Source organism: Sphingomonas oligoaromativorans, assembly GCF_011762195.1.
Classification (GTDB): domain Bacteria; phylum Pseudomonadota; class Alphaproteobacteria; order Sphingomonadales; family Sphingomonadaceae; genus Solisphingomonas; species Solisphingomonas oligoaromativorans.
Genome location: NZ_JAASQK010000001.1, coordinates 718,782 through 739,843 on the forward strand (window position 1 = coordinate 718,782; position 21,062 = coordinate 739,843).

19 protein-coding genes are annotated in these 21,062 nt (G+C 65.8%); 11 read left to right on the plus strand and 8 right to left on the minus strand.

Going from position 1 to position 21,062, the window contains the following annotated elements; translation table 11 throughout:
- Positions 1-262 precede the first annotated feature (262 nt).
- Positions 263-1,243, plus strand: coding sequence for a serine O-acetyltransferase EpsC (epsC, locus tag FHS98_RS03435; RefSeq protein WP_167099799.1), 981 nt, complete (start codon positions 263-265; stop codon positions 1,241-1,243).
- 58 nt (positions 1,244-1,301) lie between these two features.
- Here epsC and FHS98_RS03440 read toward each other — a convergent pair whose 3' ends face one another.
- Both FHS98_RS03440 and FHS98_RS03445 read right to left on the minus strand, forming a co-directional pair.
- Positions 1,302-1,967 carry an RBBP9/YdeN family alpha/beta hydrolase gene (locus FHS98_RS03440; protein WP_167099802.1) on the minus strand — a complete coding sequence of 222 codons (666 nt, stop codon included), beginning with the start codon at positions 1,965-1,967 and terminating at the stop codon, positions 1,302-1,304.
- Between the two features lie 123 nt (positions 1,968-2,090).
- Entirely contained in the window at positions 2,091-2,369 is a 279-nt protein-coding gene (locus tag FHS98_RS03445; RefSeq protein WP_167099804.1) for a hypothetical protein, read from the minus strand.
- Positions 2,370-2,611: 242 nt separating this feature from the next.
- Here FHS98_RS03445 and FHS98_RS03450 point away from each other — a divergent pair, with 242 nt between their 5' ends.
- Positions 2,612-5,338, plus strand: coding sequence for a TonB-dependent receptor plug domain-containing protein (locus tag FHS98_RS03450; protein WP_167099807.1), 2,727 nt, complete (start codon positions 2,612-2,614; stop codon positions 5,336-5,338).
- A 44-nt stretch (positions 5,339-5,382) separates the two neighbouring features.
- On the opposite strand, the gene FHS98_RS03455 is transcribed toward FHS98_RS03450, so the two are convergent.
- Together FHS98_RS03455 and FHS98_RS03460 are read right to left on the minus strand one after the other, a co-directional pair.
- A complete protein-coding gene (locus tag FHS98_RS03455) occupies positions 5,383-7,707 on the minus strand; it encodes a GH92 family glycosyl hydrolase (RefSeq protein WP_208401925.1) in 2,325 nt (774 codons plus the stop codon).
- 94 nt (positions 7,708-7,801) lie between these two features.
- Positions 7,802-8,941: a Gfo/Idh/MocA family protein gene (locus FHS98_RS03460; RefSeq protein ID WP_167099813.1), complete on the minus strand. Its 1,140-nt coding sequence runs from the start codon at positions 8,939-8,941 to the stop codon at positions 7,802-7,804.
- Positions 8,942-9,105: 164 nt separating this feature from the next.
- On the opposite strand from FHS98_RS03460, the gene FHS98_RS03465 reads away from it, so the two are divergent.
- The 9 genes from FHS98_RS03465 (at position 9,106) to trxB (ending at position 18,309) form a co-directional block, all read left to right on the plus strand.
- Positions 9,106-9,456, plus strand: a complete 351-nt coding sequence (locus FHS98_RS03465) for a c-type cytochrome (RefSeq protein WP_243847822.1) — start codon at positions 9,106-9,108, stop codon at positions 9,454-9,456.
- Entirely contained in the window at positions 9,453-10,517 is a 1,065-nt protein-coding gene (locus tag FHS98_RS03470) for a sugar phosphate isomerase/epimerase family protein (RefSeq protein WP_167099819.1), read from the plus strand. Before FHS98_RS03465 ends, FHS98_RS03470 begins: the two co-directional genes overlap by 4 nt.
- A 27-nt stretch (positions 10,518-10,544) precedes the next feature.
- A complete protein-coding gene (locus FHS98_RS03475) occupies positions 10,545-11,849 on the plus strand; it encodes an MFS transporter (RefSeq protein WP_167099822.1) in 1,305 nt (434 codons plus the stop codon).
- 61 nt (positions 11,850-11,910) lie between these two features.
- Positions 11,911-12,498 (plus strand): gluconate 2-dehydrogenase subunit 3 family protein, encoded by a 588-nt coding sequence (locus tag FHS98_RS03480; RefSeq protein ID WP_167099825.1) that lies wholly within the window; start codon positions 11,911-11,913, stop codon positions 12,496-12,498.
- Positions 12,495-13,328, plus strand: coding sequence for a sugar phosphate isomerase/epimerase family protein (locus FHS98_RS03485; protein ID WP_167099828.1), 834 nt, complete (start codon positions 12,495-12,497; stop codon positions 13,326-13,328). The genes FHS98_RS03480 and FHS98_RS03485 overlap by 4 nt, the downstream gene beginning before the upstream one ends.
- Positions 13,329-13,336: 8 nt before the next feature.
- Positions 13,337-15,022 (plus strand): GMC oxidoreductase, encoded by a 1,686-nt coding sequence (locus tag FHS98_RS03490; RefSeq protein ID WP_167099848.1) that lies wholly within the window; start codon positions 13,337-13,339, stop codon positions 15,020-15,022.
- Entirely contained in the window at positions 15,022-16,440 is a 1,419-nt protein-coding gene (locus tag FHS98_RS03495) for a Gfo/Idh/MocA family protein (RefSeq protein WP_167099851.1), read from the plus strand. Before FHS98_RS03490 ends, FHS98_RS03495 begins: the two co-directional genes overlap by 1 nt.
- Positions 16,440-17,195, plus strand: coding sequence for a 3-keto-disaccharide hydrolase (locus FHS98_RS03500; protein ID WP_167099854.1), 756 nt, complete (start codon positions 16,440-16,442; stop codon positions 17,193-17,195). Before FHS98_RS03495 ends, FHS98_RS03500 begins: the two co-directional genes overlap by 1 nt.
- A gap of 142 nt (positions 17,196-17,337) precedes the next feature.
- Positions 17,338-18,309, plus strand: coding sequence for a thioredoxin-disulfide reductase (gene trxB / locus FHS98_RS03505; RefSeq protein ID WP_167099857.1), 972 nt, complete (start codon positions 17,338-17,340; stop codon positions 18,307-18,309).
- Here the strand turns inward: trxB and FHS98_RS03510 are convergent.
- Genes FHS98_RS03510 through FHS98_RS03525 form a run of 4 tightly spaced genes read right to left on the minus strand, consistent with a single transcriptional unit; the run spans position 18,293 to position 21,045 of the window.
- Positions 18,293-19,090, minus strand: a complete 798-nt coding sequence (locus FHS98_RS03510) for a hydrolase 1, exosortase A system-associated (RefSeq protein ID WP_341786015.1) — start codon at positions 19,088-19,090, stop codon at positions 18,293-18,295. The genes trxB and FHS98_RS03510 overlap by 17 nt on opposite strands.
- Entirely contained in the window at positions 19,075-19,746 is a 672-nt protein-coding gene (locus FHS98_RS03515) for an alpha/beta hydrolase family protein (RefSeq protein WP_167099865.1), read from the minus strand. Before FHS98_RS03515 ends, FHS98_RS03510 begins: the two co-directional genes overlap by 16 nt.
- The gene (locus tag FHS98_RS03520; RefSeq protein ID WP_167099868.1) at positions 19,743-20,012 is read right to left on the minus strand and encodes an acyl carrier protein; all 270 of its coding nucleotides are present in this window, start codon (positions 20,010-20,012) and stop codon (positions 19,743-19,745) included. Before FHS98_RS03520 ends, FHS98_RS03515 begins: the two co-directional genes overlap by 4 nt.
- 25 nt (positions 20,013-20,037) lie before the next feature.
- Positions 20,038-21,045, minus strand: coding sequence for a GNAT family N-acetyltransferase (locus tag FHS98_RS03525; RefSeq protein ID WP_167099871.1), 1,008 nt, complete (start codon positions 21,043-21,045; stop codon positions 20,038-20,040).
- Positions 21,046-21,062: the final 17 nt, after the last annotated feature.

A 21,062-nucleotide genomic window follows, 5' to 3' on the forward strand; every position in this document is an offset into this window, starting at 1 on the left:
GCGGCCAAAGCTATTGCACCTATGTATTGCTCCGTCGGTCAAACCTTATCCGGCGGAGATGCGGCTGGATATTTTGAGCCTTCGAACGATGTCATTGCCGATTGGACTTGAGGGCCGGGATCGAAGCCCGCAATTTCCTCCCCTCGGTTGCACGATGCGACGGCGGGCAAACGGCACAAAACACCATTCAGGCCATTGATGCTCTCCGCTATCGGTCGCAGTTTCGGGTGATGGCGGCCGATGCCGGAGACAGGAATTGGCGATGGGCGACGACGATCAGCTTCCGAAAATGGAGGGTGGATATTGGGATGCCGAGGCGCTGGCTCGCGAGTTGAAAGCCGCGCGGCGGGATTGGCGTGCGGCACATCGCGACCATAGCGGGAGTGAAGAGGCGAGGTTCCCGTCGCGTCTGAGCCTTGAGCGGATCGTCACCCAGCTCTGCGGTGTCTTGTTTCCGCTCCGGCTGGGGCCGAGCTTCGTGCGCAGAGAGACGGAAGAGAGCTTCGTCGCCGAGACGCTTCAGAGCGCTCTCACCGGGCTTTTCGGCCAGATTCGGCTGGAACTGGGCTGTGATCGACCGGACGCCTCCGCATCGGAGATCGAACGGGAGGCGGCGCGGATCATCGGCGGTTTCGCGGCCGCCTTGCCGTCGTTGCGCCGCGTGCTCGACCATGACGTGGAGGCGGCTTACAGCGGCGATCCGGCCGCGCGCAGCGTCGATGAGGTGCTGCTCTGCTATCCCGGCGTGCTGGCGATCATCCATCATCGACTCGGCCACCGGCTCCATGAACTGGGCGTGCCGCTGGTGGCGCGGATCATCTCCGAGATCGCGCATAGCGGGACGGGGATCGACATCCATCCCGGCGCGCATATCGGCTCCAGCTTCTTCATCGATCACGGCAGCGGTGTGGTGATCGGGGAGACCGCGGTGATCGGGGATCGGGTGCGGATATATCAGGCGGTCACGCTCGGCGCCCGAAGCTTCCCGACCGATGCCTCGGGTGCGTTGACCAAGGGGCTCGCGCGCCACCCCATCGTGGAGGACGATGTCGTCATCTATGCCGGCGCGACCATCCTCGGGCGGGTGACGATCGGTCGTGGCGCGATCATCGGCGGCAACGTCTGGCTCACCGAAGACGTGCCGCCGGGCAGCGTGATCCACCAGGCCTTCGCCGAACGGGAGCATGTTTCCGGGGCGCAATTGCCGGCGGGGCATATCAATCTCGAAGCGGCCCAGATCTAGCGCGCGGTGGAGATCGATCGCAGATAACGAGAGCCGCGTTCGATCACCGGCGCCCGGTTCAAAGCCCGGCGCGATGCATTCCCGGAACCTTCTCGATCTGCCGCCGCACGCTGGTGCGGACGGGAGGCTCCGGTCGATAGGTATAGCGCGAGAGGCCGGGGCCGCCGCTCATGAGGATGTCGAGCATCCGCTCGCCCAGAGGCCAGTGTCCGAGCCTCGCATCCGTCCCGAAATGCCCGACGGGGCCGGCATTGACGAAATCGCTGGTCCATTCGCTCGCGATATCCCGTGCCCGGTCGAGATCGACATAAGGATCATTCTCGCTCGCCACGACGATGGAGGGGAATGGCAGCATCGCCGTGGGAATGGGGCCGAATCGACGGACGCGTTCCTCGGCATCGGCCCGTTCCGCATCGACAGGCCCGACGAGCAGGGCGCCCTGCACCCGCCGTGCGGCACGCTTGCCCAGCAATGCCGCCCACCAGGCCACCGCGAGCGCGCCGACGCCATGCGCGACGAGAATGACGGGCGCACGCGCTCGCCGGACATTCTCGTCGATATGGCTGAGCGCGCTGTTGCGGAGGGGATCATCCCAGGCGCCCATGTCGATCCGATGGAAATCGTCGTGCCGCCGCTGCCAGAGGGCAAGCCAATGGCGCGGCGTCACGCCGCCCAGATCGGGGACGGCCAGACAGATCGGCGTGCGACAGGCCATTGCGACCATGGCGATCCCTTCCGCGGAGCCTTTCAGATTAAGGCGAAAATAAGGCCGAAACCCTCCAGGTCGCAATCGTCGGCCGGCGTGCCTTCCGGGCGCTTCGGCGCAATATCCGAAGGTCCGCCCGGTTCAGATTCGGTCCGTCATGGCGACGCGCACGAGCCGCGAACTGGGCACGGTGTCCAGTTCGATCGAGCGGAGGAAGCCCTCGATCTGGCTGAGCGCGAATTCGTGCGAATCTCCGCCTGCGTGCCTACCGCCGGGGCGGTTGCTCAGATAGCTCCAGTCCGCGAGCGGGAGCGTGACGGACAGGGGCTCGCCCTTGTCGTCCGCCGCATTCAGCCAGACGACGCCATTATCGATGTGAGAGAGAGGAATATCTCGGTCAAAGCGGACGGAAAGGCTCATTCTGGGTCTCCCGTTCAGTTCCGAAGCTGAATGTGGGTGTAACGAGCCCGACTGGCAACACGGCTCGCCGCTTGAGGGTTTCGTCCGGGCGCATGGCCATCCTGTTGGGCTCCATGAGGGCGATAAGCCGGGGCCTGAAGCTCGGCTTGAGGGGCTTCAATGAAAAATGCCTACTTATTGAGTAGGGAATTATCCTGAGCCTCGCTATGCAGGCGCCGGATCAGTTCAAGGGGGTGTTGCTTATGATTTCCCGCCATTTTCTTTTTTGCCTGACGGTATCGACGCTGGGCCTGATGCAGGCATCGATGGTGCAGGCGCAGACCGTAGAGGGACAGACAGACGACACGGCCACACAGCCAGAGGCGATCGTCATCACCGGCTCGCGTATCGCGCGGCGGCAGACCGAGGGGGCCGCTCCGGTCACCATCCTGACCGGCGATGCCATCGACAAGAGCGGCTTCCGCAGCGTCTTCGACGCGCTGACCGCGCTGCCGCAAAACACCGGCTATGTGCAGGGCGAGGATTTCGGCAGCACCTTCACGCCCGCCGCCAATTTCGTGAACCTGCGCGGCCTCGGCCCCAATCACAGCCTCGTGCTGGTCAACGGACGTCGCCTCGCGGACTATCCCGTCGCCTATGACGGTGCGGTCAACGCGGTGAACCTCGCCAACATCCCGAATGCCTTCGTGGATTCGCTCGAAGTGCTCAGCGGCAGCGCGGGCGCGGTCTATGGCTCGGATGCGATCGCCGGGGTGGTTAATCTCAAGCTCAAGGAGAAGATGGACGGGCTCGACGTCAATCTGCGCGTCGGCAACACCAAGCAGGGCGGCGGCAAGAACATCCGCGGCCAGTTCATCGGCGGCACCAGCATCGGCAGGCTCGATGTCGTGGTGGGCGGCGAGATCAGCTCGCGCGATCCGATCTTCTGGGGCGATCGCAGGATCGCCAGCTCCTACTCGCGCTACTCGACGCCCGATCTGCCGCAGATTCCGCCATCGATGTTCTCGATCAGCAATCCATCGACGCGCGCCTATTACGATCCGCCCGCCGGCGCCTGCGATGCGCTGGGTGGTCTTCAGGGCGGCACCGTCCGCCAGGTGTCGAGCCCGCGGGGCGGCAGCTATTGCGGCAGCGACGCCTATTATAACGGCCGCACGATCCAGACGAAGAAGGACTCCCAGAGTTTCTATGGCCACGCCACCTATCACCTGACCGACGACATCGATTTCTATGCCGGCGGCCTCTACACGCAGAGCGACATCGCCAATGTCGTGCGCTCGCTGACCTGGTCGTCCACCTTCTACAATCTCGCGACAAGCCGGCTGGAGAGCTGGTCCCACACGCTGACGTCGGAGGAGACGGGCGGCCGCATGGGCACGGCCAGCGGCTATGACGAGCAGTCCTGGAACATCACCACCGGCCTGCGCGGCCGGCTGGGCGATAGCTGGCACTGGGATCTGTCCTACAACCGCTCCCAATATCGCAGCGACCAGACGCGCGTGCGCCTGCTGAGCGGGATCGACGCTTTCTATCTCGGCCAGCAGCAGGGCACCGTCGACGGTTTCGCCGCCTATGACGCGCCGGCTTCCCGCCTCTTCACCGCGCTGACGCCGGGTGAGTTCGGCCAGCTCAGCCAGGCCTCGCTCACGCGGACGCGGACGGAGTTGCAGGACGGCAGCCTCTCGGTGAACGGCACGCTGCTGCACCTGCCGGCAGGCCCGCTGGAAGTGGCGGGCGCGATCGAGGTGGGTGACAACAGTTTCTCCAACGATCCCGATCCGCAGATCAACGATGGCGTCTACTGGAACACCGCCGCCTCGCTGCCGAGCTATGGCAAGCGCCAGCGGCAGGCGATCGCGGGCGAAGTGCGCGTGCCGATTCTGCGTTCGCTGACGGTGTCGGGGGCGGGGCGCTATGACCGCTACGAATATGGGGGCAACCATATCGGGGCCGCCACCTATGGCAGCGGCATCGAGTTCCGCCCGGTGCGTTCGCTGCTGGTTCGCGGCTCGCTGTCATCGAGCTTCCGCGCGCCGGACATGAACTATGTCTTCGAGCAGCAGACGCAGGGCTATTATCCGAGCCAGACGGATTATTATCAGTGCCGTCTGGATGGGCAGGCCTATTCGAGCTGCACCGACTTCTACAACATGAACTATGTGGAGAACGGCAACAAACAGCTCAAGCCCGAGCGCGGCCAGTCGCTGACGGCGGGCTTCGTCTGGACGCCGAGCCACCATTTCGACATCTCGTTCGATTATTACCGCATCCATATCAAGAACGAGGTGACGTCTCTGGATGTCGATCAGCTTCTCCGGCAGGAGGCGGATTGCCGCCTCGGCCAATCGGTCTCGGGCTCGCCGGTGGATGCCAACTCCTCGATCTGTCGGGATTATACGGCGCGCGTGACGCGCAATCCGGCGGGCGCCACGGTCAATCCCAATCAGGTGACGCTGATCCGCAACAGCCCGATCAACGCGGCGAGCGAGCGGACGCAGGGCATCGACATCAACGCGAACGTCCGCTGGTCGATCGAGAAGGTCGGCAAGTTCACGCTCAACGGGCAATATACCCGCGTGCTGAGCCACAGCTACACCCAGTTCCCCGGCGATCCGGCGTTCGATTATCTGAACGATCCGGCCTACCAGACCGACTGGAAGGACCGCGCCAACGCGACGCTGACCTATCAGCGCGGCGCGCTGACGCTGACGGCCTATGCCGAGCGCTACGGCCGCGTACCGAAGAACGATTATAGCGGGGAACGCTCGCCCTATACGGTCGTCAATCTGAGCGCGTCCTACGACATCACCAAGCAGGCGTCGCTGTCTGTGATCGTCAACAATGTGGCGGATAATTACCCGGTCGATAAGAGCGGCGGCTGGCCTTATTACTCGATCGGCTATTACGACATCTATGGCCGCCAGCTCTGGATTCAGGCGAATTATCACTTCGGACGCCATAGTTCGTGAACGGGTGCCCGGCTGGCGTCCGCCGCTTTGGGAAGCAGTGGGCGTCAGCCGGGCAGGCGGCCGTAGGAGGGAGGGCGGTCCTGCGGGGCCGAGCCGAATTTCGATGGCTGCGCCCCCATCTCGAACACCAGTTCACCGCCCTTCGCCAGATCGGCATGGGCGATCCAGTTACGCGTCCAGGGCTGACCATTCCAGCGGACCGACTGGACATAGGGCTTGTCCGGGCCATTATTGTTGGCGCGGATGCGCAGCGTCTTGCCGCCGCCCAGATCCATCTCCGCGTCGTCGAACAGCGGTGAACCGAACACATAAAGCGCGCTCACCGGATCGACCGGGTAGAAGCCCAGTGCCGACAGGATGAACCAGGCGCTCATCTGGCCGCAGTCGTCGTTGCCTATCACGCCGTCAGGCGCGGCCTTGTACATCTCGGTCAGCAGGCGACGGACCATCGCCTGCGTCTTCCATGGCGCGCCGGCGTAGGCGTAGAGATAGGCGACATGCTGGTCCGGCTCGTTGCCGTGGGCATATTGCCCGACGAGGCCCGAAATGTCCGGCGGCGCATTCTTGGGCAGCGTCGAGGGTGCAGTGAACAGCGCGTCGAGCTTCTTCTCGAACGCCGCGTCGCCGCCGAACATCGCGATCAGGCCGTAGATGTCGTGCTGGTTGAGGAAGGTCGCCTGCCAGCCATTGGCCTCTGTATAATCGCGATATTTCTCGGGGGAATGGCCGAGCTGGATGGGGTCATAGGGCGCCCACCAGCTTCCGTCCGAGAAGCGCGGCCGCGCGAAGCCGATGCTGGGATCGATCACATTGCGATAGTTGAGGCTGCGCTTGCGGAGCACCGCCGCGTCCTCATGCTGGCCGATGGCGTCGGCGAGCTTCGACATCGCCCAGTCGTCATAGCTATATTCCTGCGTGCGGCTGACCGACTCCCACACCTGATCCGCCGGGATGTAGCCGAGCTTCTGATAGAAGCCGCGACCCAGCGTGCTGTCGATGTCCGGGAAGGAGAGGTCGAAGGCGCGGCGGCGGATATTGGGCCATGCGGCGGCATAATCCGCGTCGATGCCCTTCGCTTGTGCCTCGGCCAGCACCGAGACGGCGTGCCAGCCGATCATGCAGGCCGTCTCATAGCCCTGAAGCGGCCAGACGGGTGGGCCATAGGGGCTCTGCTGCGTCTGACGGATGAGATCGCGCACGAACAGGGCCGCCTGATCGGGCATCACCAGCGTCAGCAGCGGGTGCAGCGCGCGATAGGTGTCCCACAGCGAATAAGTCGAATAGGCCGCTTCGCCCGCTGGCGCCTGATGCACTTGATGGTCGAGGCCCATGTAGCGGCCGTCGCGATCGGTGAAGAGGGTGGGCGAGAGAAAGGCATGGTAGAGCGCGCTCGCCATGATGGTGCGCTGCGCTTCGGTGCCGCCCGAGACGCGCACGCGGTTCAGCTCCTTCGTCCAGCGCTGACGGGCGGCCATACGCGCCTTGTCGAAGCCCCAGCCCGGAGCCTCCGCGGCGAGGGCGGCCTTTGCGCCCGCGATGTCGACGCCGGAGAGGCCGGTCTTGATCTCGATCGGAGCACCACCCGCGTCGTCGAAGAAGAGCGCGACCTTCAGGCGGTGGCCCTTCACTTCGCTCGTGCCCTTGGGAGAGGCAGTGTCGCCGTCGGCGAAGAACTCGACGCGGCTCGGTTTGCGCGAAAGCTCCATCGCGAAGTGGATGTACCGCCCCGCCGCCCAGCGGAACACCTGTCGCGTGCCGGTGAGCGTGCCGTCCTTCTCCAGCCGCAGCATCGCATTGTCGATGCGGATCGGCTCGTCGGGCTTCTCCCGTTGGCAATGGGCGAAGTCGATCAGGATATACCCAGGCCCCTTGGGGAAGCTGTAGCGGTGGAGGCCGGTGCGCTCGGTGACAGTCAGCTCGGCGAGCATGCCCGACTCCAGTAGGACGCGGTAATAGCCGGGCTCGGCCCGTTCGTCGGAGTAGCGCTGGCGATAGCCCTGCTCGGGATGCTCGACCGGGCCGGGCTCCAGCCTCAGCGGCCCGCGCGCCGGCACGACCAGAACGTCGAGCATGTCGCCCACGCCCGTGCCCGACAGGTGGGTGTGCGAGAAGCCCATGATCGAGCCGTCGTCCTGATGATAGCCGGAGCAGGCGTCCCATCCCGCATTGTTGGTATCCGGCCCGAGCTGCGCCATGCCGAAGGGCAGCGAGGAGCCGGGGAAGGTGTGGCCATGCCCGCCGGTGCCGACGAACAGGTCGGGCTTGCCGGGTTGCGGCGCTGCCGCCCACGCGCCGGAGGGGAGGAGCGCGGTGCCGAGGGCGGCAAGCCCCGTTCCGGCGAGGATCTGGCGGCGATTGGCTGTCATCATGGCGGGGCTTCCTGTGCGGATCAGATGCGGCTGACGATGATCGACATCGGCGGTGGCGCCTGCCATGCGAACCGGGCGGGATTGGGCACGCCGCTCAACATAGGGGCGTCCACTTCTCGGTTCCGGTGGAGTTGCGCACGGCCGCATCGATGAACTGCATCGTGCGCAGGCCGTCTGAAAGACCCGGAGCGTCGAGGTCCGCGCCGCTCCCCACTGCGCGGCCGAAGGCGCGGTACAGGTTGGCGAACGCCTCGATATAGCCCTCGGGGTGCCCGGCCGGAATGCGCAGCAGGCTTGTCGTGGCGGGCGCCAGGCCGGGGCCGCCGGCGCGGACCAGTTCGGCCGGGCGGTCGAGCCAGCGGAGGGTCAACGTGTTGGGCTCCATCTGTGCCCAGTCGAGCCCACCTTCCGTGCCGTGGATGCGCAGGCGCAAGCCATTCTCCTCGCCGGCTGCGACCTGACTGGCGCGGATCGTGCCGCGCGCACCATCTTTGAAGCGCAGCAGCACCGCGACATCATCATCAAGCTGGCGGCCGGGGACGTGGGTCGTCAGATCCGCGCTGATCGCTTCGACGCTCAGGCCGGAGACATGTTCGGCGAGGTGAAAGGCGTGCGAACCGATGTCCCCCAGGCAACCGCCGAGGCCGGCGCGTGCCGGATCGGTGCGCCACTCGGCCTGCTTGTTGCCGCCGGCATCGATCGGCCGGCTGAGCCAGCCTTGCAGATATTCCACCTCGACCCGCCGGATCATCCCGAAATCGCCGCGCAGGACGCGTTGGCGAGCCTCCTCGATCATGGGATAGCCGGCATAGGTGAAAGCCAGAGCATAACGGCGCCCACTGCGGCGGACGGCATCGGCGATGGCATTCGCCTCCGCAAGCGTGGCGGCCATCGGCTTTTCCGAGAAAACGTCGAAACCCGAATCAAGTGCTGCGATCGCCATCGGTGCGTGAAGATGATTGGGCGTGACGATCGCGAGCGCCTGCATCCGCTGGGTTTCGGGGAGCGTGCGTTCGCCCGCCAGAAGTGATTCGATATCGGCGTAGACACGGGCCGGCGCGAGGCCGAGTGCCTCGCCGGTCCGGCGGTTGCGGTCGCCATCGGTGCTGAACGCTCCGCAGACCAGCATCGTCTCGCCGTCGAGCGCGGCGGCCATGCGATGAACGGCGCCGATGAAGGCCCCTTCGCCTCCACCGACCATGCCGTAGCGCACCTTTCGTTCCGCCTTGCTCATCCCGGCTTTTCCTCTCAATTTATGGAACGCGACGATATGATACAAAATTGCCTAGCCAACATAAGAAAATATGATTTAGGTAAGTAGCGACAGAGCGGACGAAAAACCGCCGGGAGAGGTGCCTCATGAAGGTTAAGCTTCGTCTGATACCGGTTGCGCTTGCGATGGCGGCGGCAGCGACGTCCGCGCGCCTGCCCGCGCAGGACAGCGCGCAGCCCGCTGGTGCGCAGGCCTTTGCGGCCTGCCGATCCTGCCACACGCTGGGGGCCGGCGAGCGCAATGGAATCGGACCCAATCTCCACGGCCTGTTCGGCCGGCAGGCGGGGGGCGCTCCCGGCTATAATTACAGTGCTGCGTTGAAGGCTTCGGGCCTTCGCTGGGATGAGAAGAGCCTCGACACTTTCCTCTCCGCTCCATCGAAGCTCGTGCCCGGTACGCGCATGGTGATGCGGGTGGACGATCCCGCCCGCCGCGCGGCGCTGATTGCCTATCTGAAGGCCCAGACGGCGAAATGACGGGCGGGGCGATGAAGGGGCCGGGTGTCTTCCTCGCCCAGTTCATGGGCGATGCCGCGCCATTCGACACGCTCACCGGTGCCGCGAAATGGATGGCCGACGCAGGCTATCGCGGCGTACAGATTCCCACCTGGGATGCGCGTTGCATCGATCTCGCGCGTGCCGCCGAAAGCCAGGATTATTGCGATGAGCTGACCGGCACCTGCCGAGATGCGGGCGTCGAGATCACCGAATTATCGACCCACCTCCAGGGCCAGCTCGTGGCGGTGCATCCCGCCTATGACACCGCTTTCGATGCTTTCGCACCATCCGAACTGCACGGAAAGCCGGATGAGCGGCAGCGCTGGGCGGTGGAGCAGGTGAAGCTGGGCGCGATCGCCAGCCGGCGGCTTGGCCTGAAGGCGCAGGCGGCTTTTCCGGGCGCGCTCGCATGGCCGTTCCTCTATCCATGGCCGCAGCGGCCGGCGGGGCTGGTGGAGGAGGCCTTCGCGGAACTCGGGCGCCGCTGGCGGCCGATCCTCGATCATTTCGAGGAGCAGGGTGTCGATGTCTGCTTCGAATTGCATCCCGGTGAGGACTTGCACGACGGCATCACCTTCGAGCGTTTCCTCGACGCGGTCGACGGGCATCCCCGGGCGAACATCCTCTACGATCCCAGTCACTTCGTGTTGCAGGCGATGGATTATCTCGAGTTCATCGACATCTATCGCGATCGCATCCGCATGTTCCACGTCAAGGATGCGGAGTTCAATCCGACCGGGCGCTCAGGCGTCTATGGCGGGTTCCAGAACTGGGTCGACCGGCCGGGCCGCTTCCGCTCGCTGGGGGACGGACAGGTCGACTTCGGGGCGATATTCTCGAAGCTGACGCAATATGGCTATGACGGCTGGGCAGTGCTCGAATGGGAATGCTGCCTCAAGCACCCCGAGGACGGCGCCCGTGAAGGCGCCCCTTTCATCGCCGCGCACATGATCCGCCGCGCCGAGCGCGCCTTCGACGATTTCGCGGGCGGCGACAGCGATGCGCAGACAAACCGGAAGCTCCTGGGACTGACACGATAAGCGAAGCGCCAAAGGGGAGGGCACAGGGTGGACGAAGGGACGGTCAACCGGGGGCGGTTGTTCTGGCTGGGCGTGCTGGCGTTGTTTACCGCCGCTTCGAGTGCGTCGATCCGCGCCGCGATCGCCGGCGGGCTGAAAGCGCAGTGGATCGATCCCGTCGCGCCTGTGCGGGCGGGCGAGATGATCGGTTCGGCGCTCGGGTCGGCCTTTCTGGGCTTTGCCATCACCGTGTTCGTGACCAGCGCGGTGCTCGATCAGATCGGGATGCGACGGATGCTGCTCGGCTGCGGCTCCTGCTTCGTGGTGGGCACGCTGCTGATCGTCGGCGCGGGGCATATCGCGACCGGCATGGGCATCTATCATCTCGTCTGGGCCGGGATGCTGGTGAGCGGCATCGGCTGGGGCCTTGCAGAGGCGACGATCAACCCGCTGACCGCACGGCTCTACCCCGAGGATACGACGCACCGGTTGAACGTGCTTCATGCCTGGTATCCGGGTGGGCTGATCGTCGGCGGGCTGCTGGGCTTCGCGCTGGCGGACGTGGTGCATTGGCAGATCATCATGGCGCTGGTGCTGTTGCCGGCGGCGGGCGTGATCGGGATCGCCGCGACCACCCGCTTCCCGACGGCGAGCACCGTCGGCGGCACCGGCCCGACATTTCGCGATACGATCGCCGAGGTGTTCCGCCGGCCGAGCTTCTTCATCTGGTTCGGCGCGATGTTCCTGACGGCGTCGTCGGAGCTGGCGCCGGGGCAGTGGATCGACGTGGCGCTCTCCAACCGCGTCGGAATGCGCGGCATCCTGCTGCTCGTCTATGTGAGCGCGCTGATGTTCGTGTTCCGGCACTTCGCCGGGCGGCTGGCGGCGCGCTTCTCCAATCCGGGGCTGTTGTGGATATCCAGCCTGCTCGCCGGGATCGGCCTGTTCATGCTGTCGCGGGCGCAGTCGCCGGCGGCGGCGATCCTCGCCTCGACGGTATGGGGCCTTGGCGTCTGCGCGATGTGGCCGACCATGCTGGCCTCGGTGGCCGAGCGCTATCCACGCGGTGGGGCATGGGCGATGGGGCTGGTCGGCTCGGCAGGCGCGCTCGCGAGCTTCTTCGTGCTGCCGCGCCTCGGTGCGATGTTCGATCAGGCCAAGGTGGAACTGGCGGGTGGAGCGATCGCCTATGAGCATCTGACCGGCGCCGCGCTGCGGGCCGTGGAGGATGCGGCGGCATCGGTGTCCTTCGCACGATTGGTCGCTTTCCCGGCGATCCTGTTGCTGGTCTTCGGCGGCATCTGGCTGGCCGATCGTCGCGCCGGGCCGGCCGCCGCGGAGGGACGCATTTGATGCTGTCGAGGCGGACCCGATCTGGGCCCCGCTCCGATCGCACCGACAATGAGGAGGGACTATGATCGACCGCAGAGACGCGGTGGCCAGCATCGTCGCGATGTTCGGCGCGACGTTGTTCGCGCCGCTCGCCCGCGCGGCAGGCATCGCGGACGGAGGAGGTGCGGGCATCGGTGCGGCTATTCCCCCGATCAATACCGGCGCGCCGAGCATCGCCGTTTTCACCGATGCCCAGCGCACGCTGATGACGGCGCTCTCCGAGCGGGTTTTGCCGACAACCGACACGCCCGGCGCCATCGCCGCCGGAGTGCCGGCGTTCATCGAGAAACTGCTCGCCGACTGGTCCTATCCGGCGGATCGCGTGCCGATCCTCGTCGGCCTCGATCAGATCGACGCGCATAGTCGCGCCGATTTCGGCGTGCCCGCCGCATCCGCAACGGCGGAGCAGCAGGACAGGCTGCTCACCCTCGCCATGGAGGACCGCATGACGGGTGGCGCGGCCTTCTTCCATGCGTTCCGGCAGTTGGTGATCGCGGGCTATTACACGTCCGAGATCGGCATGACGAAGGAGCGCGAATATCTCCCTGTGCCGGGCAGCTATGACGGCGCCTATCCCTACTCCAAGGTCAACAAGGTGTTCTCCTCATGATGGATCGTCGTACCTTCCTCGCGGCGACTGCCGCGCTCGCCGCCGCTCCGGCCTTCGCCAAGGCGGCCGCCAAGGGCGGGAAGCCGGTTGGCCTCCAGCTCTACACGCTGCGCACGCTGTTCCAGGCGGATCCGGTGAAGACGCTGACCCAGGTGGCCCGCATCGGCTACCAGGAGATCGAATATGGTGGCGGCGGCTATGACGCCATGGATCACGCCATGCTGCGCCGCACGACCGACCGGCTCGGCCTCAAGGCGCCGTCTGCGCATATCCCCTATGATCTGCTCGCCAACCATTTCGACCAGTCGGTGAAGATGGCGCGCACGCTGGGCGCGGACACGGTGGTGATGCCGTTCATCGATCAGCGCCTGCGCACCGAGGAAGGCTGGCGCGAGGTGGTGGCGACGATGAACCGCATCGCACCGCAGCTCCATTCGGAAGGCTTCACCTTCGCCTATCACAATCATGATTTCGAGTTCACCACTGAGGTGGCGGGCAGCAATCTCTATGAGCGGCTGATCCACGATACCGATCCGGCGCTCGTGAAGTTCGAGATCGATCTCTACTGGGCGGTGAAGGCCAAGCAGGATCCGAAGGCGCTGATCCGCAGGCTCGCCGGGCGCGTCCATGCCTATCACGTCAAGGATATGAAGCCGGACGGCTCGATGACCAGCGTGGGCTCCGGCACGATCGACTTCGCCGATATCTTCCGCCTGAACAGCATCGCGGGCGTGAAGCACTTCTTCGTCGAGAATGACGAGTGCCCGGCACCCTACATCCCCGATGTCACCACGAGCTTCAACAATCTGAGCCGACTGCTCGGCCGCTAGGAGGATATATGGCAGCCACCGACCGCTTCGACGCGATCGTCATCGGCTCCGGCGTCTCCGGCGGCTTCGCGGCCAAGGAGTTGACCGAAAAAGGCCTGCGTGTGCTGATGCTCGATCGCGGGCGGATGGTCGAGCATGGCGAGGATTATCCCTATGACGGGAAGCCAGCCTTCGAGGTGCCCGCACGCGCCATGATGCCGGAGCCGCTGATCGACAGCGACTATTTCATTGCGACGCATGGCGATCTGAAGCCGGGCAACCGGATGTTCTACAACAACGACCGGCTGAACCCTTACGCCTATGACGATGGCGAGAAGTTCTACTGGATTCGTCCGGGCGCGGTAGGCGGCAAATCGCTGATCTGGGGGCGCTGGTCCTTCCGCTGGAGCCCGGCGGACTTCGAGGCGAACAAGCGCGAGGGCGTCGGCGGTGCCTGGCCGATCGGCTATGAGGACGTCGCGCCCTGGTACAGCTATGTCGAGAAATATATCGGCGTGTCGGGATCGCGCGAGGGCCTGCCCCAGTTGCCCGACAGCGAATTCATGCCGCCGATGTCGATGAACATCGCCGAAAAATGGGTGAAGGGCCGGCTCGAAAATGCGTATCCCGATCGCAAGCTGATCCACACGCGGCTCAGCAACATCACCGAGGACAAGCCCGATCAGGGGGCTGGGCGATCCAGATGCCAGTTTCGCAACCAGTGCAGCAGGGGTTGCTCCTTCGGCGCCTATTTCTCGACGCAGGCCGTGACCCTGCCTGCCGCGCGCGCGACCGGGCGGCTGACGCTGCGCTCCGACGCGGTGGTGACCAACCTCGAATATGACGCCAGGCGCCGCCGCGTGACCGGTGTTCGCGTGATCGACGCCAAGACGGGACAGGCGGAGGTGATCCCGGCGCGGCTGGTCTTCCTCTGCGCGTCCGCGATGGCTTCGACGCAGATCCTGATGAACTCGCGCGACAAGACCGGGCGCAGCCATTTCGATAGCAGCGGCACGCTCGGTCGCTACGTCATGGACCATATCTTCCGCGTCAATATCAGCGGCGACATCCCCGGCATGACCGAGTTCATCGAATATGGGCGGCGGCCGGGCGGGGTCTATATCCCGCGCTTCCGCAATGTCGGCCGCGATGAGGGGCTCGGCTTCCATCGCGGCTATGGCTATCAGGGAGGCGCCTATCGCAATCCCGCGCCGCCGGAGGGCTTCGGCGCCTCGATGAAGCACGGGATGCGGCGCTATGCAGGCTGGCGCTTCGGAATGGGGGCGTTCGGCGAATGCTTGCCTTATGAGGATAATCGCGTTTCGCTCCACCCGGACAAGGTGGATCGCTTCGGGGTGCCGCTGATGCGCTTCGACGTGAAGTTCCGCGACAATGAACTGCGCATGATGGATGACGCCCGGACGCAGGGCGAGGCGATGCTGCGCGCGGCGGGCCTCACCAACGTGCAGAGCGAGCAGAAGGAGCATGTGCCCGGCGACGCCATCCACGAGATGGGCGGTGCGCGCATGGGCCTGGACCCGCGCGCATCGGTGCTGAACGGCTGGAGCCAGGCGCACGATGCGGCCAACCTCTTCGTCACCGACGGCGCTCAGATGGCATCGACGTCCTGCGTCAACCCGTCGCTGACCTTCATGGCGATGACCGCCCGCGCGGCAGATCATGCGGTCGGGCAGGTGAAGGCGGGCACGATCTGATGGGGGAGGCTCGGGACAAGGGCCTCACCCGGCGCGCATGGCTGGGGGGAGCGACAGCCGCGCTGGCAGTCCCCGGCATCGCGGAGGCGGCGCGCCGCCGCCGCTGGAAGCCCAGCGATCGGGTCAATCTGGCGGTGATCGGCGCGGGTGGCATGGGCGCCAGCAACATGTCGCGCCTCACCAGCCAGAATATCGTCGCAGTGACGGACGTCGATTTCGATCATGTCGCGAAGTCCTTCGTCGACAAGCAGGGCGTGGCCATTCCCGATCGCGTGGCGTTGCGCGCCGCCTATGACAGGGCAGCGCGCCATGCCGACTATCGCCGGATGTTCGACGCCCATCGCGAACTCGACGCCGTGCTGATCGCGACGCCCGATCACCACCACGCGGTCGCGGCGAAGATGGCGATGGAGCGCGGGCTCCATGTCTATGTTCAGAAGCCGCTGACCTATACGATCGCCGAGAGCCGGATGCTGGCGGGAATCGCCCGGAACAATCCCAGGCTCGTGACGCAGATGGGCAATCAGGGGCATTCCGGCGATGATGGACGGCGCGTGATCGAACTGATCCGCGGTGGCGTCATCGGCAATGTCCGCGAGGTTCAGGCGTGGACCAACCGGCCCGTCTGGCCGCAGGGCATTGCCCGGCCGGCCGCGGTGCCGGCGCCCGCCAGTCTCGATTGGGATATCTGGATGGGGCCTGCGACGGTCGGCTGGGGCTACAATCCCGCTTACGCCCATTTCAACTGGCGCGGCTGGACCCCGTTCGGCACCGGGGCGCTGGGCGACATGGGCGCGCATCTTCTCGACTTTCCGATCTGGGCACTCTCGCCCGGCTTGCCGACACGGGTCGAGACGCGCCATTCCGCCTGGGGTGGCGACGACAATCTGTGGGACGACAAGCCGCCCGCCGAACTCGGCAGCTATCCGCTCGCCGCCATCACCCATTTCGAGTTCGGTAACGCGCCGGGCGGGCCGCTCAAGCTCACCTGGTACGACGGTGGGCTGATGCCGCCGACCCCGCCCGATCTGCCGGCCGGCGTCTCGATGAACCCCGGCGGCGGCGTGCTGTTCATAGGCGACAAGGGAATGCTGATGCATGAAACCTATGGCGAGAAGCCGATGCTGATCGGGGAGGGCACTGCCGAGCGCGCGGCCGCCATCCCGCAGACCCTGCCGCGCATCGCCGGTGGCCGCGACGGGCATGAGATGAACTGGATCGCCGCCATTCGGGGCGAAACCAAGGCCTCGTCGCCCTTCGCCGACGCGACTTTGCTCAACGAGACGATGCTGCTCGGCATGGTGGCGCTGCGCGCCGGCCAGCCGATCCGGTATGACGGCACGGCTGGCCAGATCACCAACGTGCCGGACGCCAACCGCTTTCTTCGGCGTGATTATCGCGCAGGATGGACATTGTGATGATCCTTGCTCTCGCTACCGCGCTACTCGCGGCTCAGAATCCCGCCGGGCCGAAGCCCGAGGACACGGAGGTCTGGTCGCCCAAGGTGCCGGTCGTGACGCCGGGCGCCTACACGCCCGCTCCGCCGCCGTCGGACGCGATCGTGCTGTTCGACGGGAAGGATCTGTCGCAATGGGCCACGGTGCATGACGGCTCGCCCGCGCGCTGGAAGGTCCATGACGGCATCATCACGGTCGACAAGAGCAGCGGCAACATCCAGACGCGCCGCAGCTTCGGCAGCTACCAACTCCATCTCGAATGGCGCATCCCCGCCGACATCACCGGCGAAGGGCAGGCGCGCGGCAATAGCGGGCTGTTCCTCGCTTCCACCGGTGACGGCGACGCGGGCTACGAACTCCAGATTATGGACAGCTACCACAACGAGACCTACGTCAACGGTCAGGTCGGTGCCGTCTACAAGCAGACCGCCCCGCTCGCCAATCCGGCCCGCAAGCCGGGCGAATGGCAGAGCTACGACGTCGTCTGGAACGCGCCGATCTTCGGCGCGGACGGGACGGTGACGCGGCCGGCAACGGTCACGGCGCTGATGAATGGCGTGCTGGTGCAGGATCATACGGTGCTGAAGGGGCCGACGCTCTACATCGGCCAGCCGCATTATGCGCCGCACGGCCGGGAGCCGATCAAGCTCCAGGCGCATGGCGACAAGAGCGCTCCGATCAGCTTCCGCAACATTTGGGTGCGGGAATTGCCTTAAGCCGGCGAGGTGCCTCTTGCCCCTTTCGCGCTACCATCGCGTCAGGAAAATCTATGCGTCCCGCCTTTCGCGAGGCAGTTGCGCAGGGGGGAGGGCACATCCTATCTGGTGCATCAAGATGATATCCTGAAAGCATCCTTCCATGACTGCTACCCATTCCACTCGTATGCTCATCCTGGGGTCCGGCCCGGCCGGCCTGTCTGCCGCGATCTACGGCGCCCGCGCGGGCCTTGCGCCGATCGTGGTGCAGGGCATCCAGCCGGGCGGCCAGCTCACCACCACCACCGATGTCGAGAATTATCCCGGCTTCCGCGAGGTCATCCAAGGCCCGTGGCTGATGGAGGAGATGCAGGCGCAGGCTGAGCATGTCGGCGCCCGGATGATGTGGGATACGATCGTCGAGGTCGATCTCTCCCAGCGTCCCTTCCGTCTCGTGGGCGATGGCGGCCATGTCTATCTCGGCGACACGCTGGTGATCGCGACGGGCGCGCAGGCGAAGTGGCTGGGCCTCGACAGTGAGCAGAAGCTGCGCGGGCAGGGCGTCTCGGCCTGCGCGACCTGCGACGGCTTCTTCTTCCGCGGTAAGAAGGTGGCGGTGATCGGCGGCGGCAACACCGCGGTCGAGGAGGCGCTTTACCTCACCAACCACAGCCATGACGTGACGCTGATCCACCGCCGCGATTCGCTGCGCGCCGAGAAGATTCTTCAGGAGCGCCTCTTCAAGCATCACGGCATCAAGGTGCTGTGGAACACGGAAGTGGCCGAGTTCGTGGGCGGCGAGGGGCATCAGGGCCTGACCGGCCTCGAACTGCGCGATACGCGGACGGGCGAAGTCAGTCATCTCGATGTCGACGGTGGTTTCGTGGCGATCGGCCATCATCCGGCGACCGAGCTGTTCCAGGGCCATGTCGAACTCGACGAGGATCACTACATCAAGGTCGAGCCCGGCACGACGCGGACTTCGGTTCCGGGCGTGTTCGCGTGCGGCGACGTGATGGACAAGATCTATCGCCAGGCGATCACGGCGGCGGGCACGGGCTGCATGGCGGCGCTCGATGCGGAACGCTTCCTTGCCGAGGCGGACTTCGAGGCCGAGGCTATCGCGGCGGAATAACCGCTCCGAGCAAGGCATCCGCCAGCGCCTCGAACGCCGCCGGATCGGCGAAGCTGTGTGAGGCGGTGGGGATGCGCACGATGCTGGCGGCCGGGCGCTCCCCGGCCGCCAAATTCTTCCAGGCGGATGCGAAGGCCTGCGCGGTGCCGTCCCCTTCGGCGAGCACGATCCGGGAGTGGAGCGGCAAGCCCGCGGCAAAGCGGCGGACGAGCTGGTCGTCGGCGCGCTTGCCGCTGTTGGCGATACCGCGCGCCAGTTTGCGAAAGTTCACGCCACCGCTCAGCAAGCGCAGCCAGGCACGCGGATCGAGGATGCGTCGCCGATAATGCCCCCTGATCGCGGCGGCCGGAGGAAGATCGCCTTGCGGCTCAACCACCCATGGGTTGGCGAGAACCGCACCACTCAGCCCGAGACCGCCACAATGCAATGCGATGGCTGAAGCACCATCGCAAAGACCAAAGGCAAGGCATTCGTTTACCTTTGGAAAATTCTCTCTCAATGCTCGTGCCGCTGCGTCGATATCGAGGGCGCTGCCGAGATAGCCCTGATCCTGACCGCCGCTATCCCCGATCCCCCGCCGGTCGAAACGAAGCACGGCATGGCCGGCTTCGGCCAGCCGATGCGCCAGCCGCTCGTAGAGGCGATGCGGCCCCACCCGCGTCTGGCTTCCGCCGACGACGAACAGCCAGCCGATGCGTGCGTCCGCAGGCCCATCTATCGTCGCGAGCAGCATATTCTTCTCGCATGGGATGGAGAGAATGCTTCTCAAGATGTTGCCCACAAAGCGATATCATCGATCAGACATTGCGCCAGAATGTCGTCCGAGGTGGGTTCAGGGCGGCGCCAAAGCGGGCTTCCCTCGATATGCCGATCCGCAGGGCGGTCGTCCGAGGCGAGGCGAAGCGTCCTGATGTTGGGGGCGACGGAAACGTCCGCTTGCTGGAGCCCCTCGACGAGCCCTGCGCTCAGGCGATAGCCGGACGGCGTGGAGGGATCGCTCCCGCTCATGAGCGCGCTGCGCCGCAGGTCGCTGAGCAGCGAACGGCCCGAGGTCGGTGAAAGGCGCCAGCGGGGGCACGGGTGCTGCCCATCCAGCAGGCTTCCGCCTCGGATCGAGACGATGGCCGGAGCATGAGCGGTTTCCGCGCGGATGCGTTTTTCGACGGCCTCGACGGAAGCTGACCAGTCGTTCCAGCGCACATCCTCGATCGCGCGTGGACTTTCGCCGCAGCCGGGCAGATCGGGGAGCCAGCAGCCGAAACCTCGCCGGGCGAGCCCTCGGCACAGCGCCGAGACGAGCGCGCGGCACCGGTTCATCTCTTCGAAAAGAGGTTGCAGAACAAGAAGCTGCGGGCCGCCGTTTGGCCCATGATGGAGGACGAATTCAGGCGAGCCCGAGAGATCGTATGTCAGGACGCGTGGGGCGTCCCCGCTCATGCGCCGCGCTTGGCCCGGATAAAATCCGAGAGGCTGCCGAACGTTTCCAGCATGGCGCCGTCCACCTCGTCATCCTCGATCAGGACGTGGAGGCGATCCTCGATCTCCGTCAACAGGCCCGCGACGGCCATGGAATCGAGTTCCGGCATCGCGCCGAACAGCGGCGTGTCGGCGTCAATCGCCGCCGCGCGGGCCGGATCGAGACCCAGCACGTCGCGCAGGATCGCGCGCAGCAGGTCATCTGTCGTGTCAGCCGTCCGGTCCATCGCATCGTCTCCGTGGACGCGTCGCCTAATCGAGCGCGCGGCGCCGGGCAAGACGGCTTGCGACTTCGCGGCCGAACCCCGCCATCCCGCGCAGGCTCGCGAGGCGATAGGCGTCGACGCGATAGACGGGACGCGGCGTGTCCATCCAGTCCGCCTTATAAGGCTCGTCGCCGAGGCCGAAATCGATGCGGCGTACCCGATCCTCCTCGATCGCGGCGCGGAACATGGCGTGACTGAGCAGCGACCCCGGCGAGCCGGCGCGCGCATTCTCGCGATGGGCGAGCTTGTGGATCGTGGCGATGCCGTTTTCGACCAGCCAGAATTGCGATGCGACGGCACGACCCTCGGCGTCGTGAGCGATGCCGAGTCGCAGGGTGCCGGCGGCGCCCTCCTGTTCGGCGAGGGCGTGGAGGAATGCCGGGGAGCCTTCGGCCGGTTTCCAGCTCGCGCGATAGACATCTTCGTAATCGGCCCAGGCCGAGGGCTCGAAGCGGCGATGGATCGAGATGCGGACGGGATGACTGCGAGCCCGTCGCGCGATCGTGTTGCGCAGCTTCGCGGGGCGGGCTGACCAATAGCCTTCGAAGCCTTCGTCGGGGATGTTGATGATCCAGTTGGTGAAGACGCGGCTCGCAAAGGGACGGAAGGCGGCGGCGCGGAGCGGGGCCTGTTCGGCGAACCTCAGGGGATGAAGCGCCACCCGGTCGAACCGGCGGCCTGCCGCCTGATAGAGGTTCCCGAGGAGCGCGTCATCACTGGCCCCCGAAAAGATCGGGCCGAAGCACAGGCTATACCAGCTTGCCAGCGGTGCGGCGATGCGGGAGCCGGCATCGATCAGGAAGAGCCACGCGCTGGCATCGCCTCTCCGCACACGGGCGATCGCGAGCCGGGCATCGGGCAGGACGTGCGTTCGGGTCAGGCGAAACCAGTCGAGCCGGTCGAACAGACAAGGCTGAGCGGAGCGATCGAGTGCGCCCGCCGCGTCGGCGGCGACCGCGTCCAGATCGTCGAACCATTCCACCAACGCCGTCATCGCGCTATCCCCCAAGC

Coding starts and splice junctions, on each gene's coding strand:
- epsC (WP_167099799.1), top strand. CDS start 263: ATGGGCGACGACGATCAGCTTCCGAAAATGGAGGGTGGATATTGGGAT.
- FHS98_RS03440 (WP_167099802.1), bottom strand. CDS start 1,967: ATGGTCGCAATGGCCTGTCGCACGCCGATCTGTCTGGCCGTCCCCGAT.
- FHS98_RS03445 (WP_167099804.1), bottom strand. CDS start 2,369: ATGAGCCTTTCCGTCCGCTTTGACCGAGATATTCCTCTCTCTCACATC.
- FHS98_RS03450 (WP_167099807.1), top strand. CDS start 2,612: ATGATTTCCCGCCATTTTCTTTTTTGCCTGACGGTATCGACGCTGGGC.
- FHS98_RS03455 (WP_208401925.1), bottom strand. CDS start 7,707: ATGATGACAGCCAATCGCCGCCAGATCCTCGCCGGAACGGGGCTTGCC.
- FHS98_RS03460 (WP_167099813.1), bottom strand. CDS start 8,941: ATGAGCAAGGCGGAACGAAAGGTGCGCTACGGCATGGTCGGTGGAGGC.
- FHS98_RS03465 (WP_243847822.1), top strand. CDS start 9,106: ATGGCGGCGGCAGCGACGTCCGCGCGCCTGCCCGCGCAGGACAGCGCG.
- FHS98_RS03470 (WP_167099819.1), top strand. CDS start 9,453: ATGACGGGCGGGGCGATGAAGGGGCCGGGTGTCTTCCTCGCCCAGTTC.
- FHS98_RS03480 (WP_167099825.1), top strand. CDS start 11,911: ATGATCGACCGCAGAGACGCGGTGGCCAGCATCGTCGCGATGTTCGGC.
- FHS98_RS03485 (WP_167099828.1), top strand. CDS start 12,495: ATGATGGATCGTCGTACCTTCCTCGCGGCGACTGCCGCGCTCGCCGCC.
- FHS98_RS03490 (WP_167099848.1), top strand. CDS start 13,337: ATGGCAGCCACCGACCGCTTCGACGCGATCGTCATCGGCTCCGGCGTC.
- FHS98_RS03495 (WP_167099851.1), top strand. CDS start 15,022: ATGGGGGAGGCTCGGGACAAGGGCCTCACCCGGCGCGCATGGCTGGGG.
- FHS98_RS03500 (WP_167099854.1), top strand. CDS start 16,440: ATGATCCTTGCTCTCGCTACCGCGCTACTCGCGGCTCAGAATCCCGCC.
- trxB (WP_167099857.1), top strand. CDS start 17,338: ATGACTGCTACCCATTCCACTCGTATGCTCATCCTGGGGTCCGGCCCG.
- FHS98_RS03515 (WP_167099865.1), bottom strand. CDS start 19,746: ATGAGCGGGGACGCCCCACGCGTCCTGACATACGATCTCTCGGGCTCG.
- FHS98_RS03520 (WP_167099868.1), bottom strand. CDS start 20,012: ATGGACCGGACGGCTGACACGACAGATGACCTGCTGCGCGCGATCCTG.
- FHS98_RS03525 (WP_167099871.1), bottom strand. CDS start 21,045: ATGACGGCGTTGGTGGAATGGTTCGACGATCTGGACGCGGTCGCCGCC.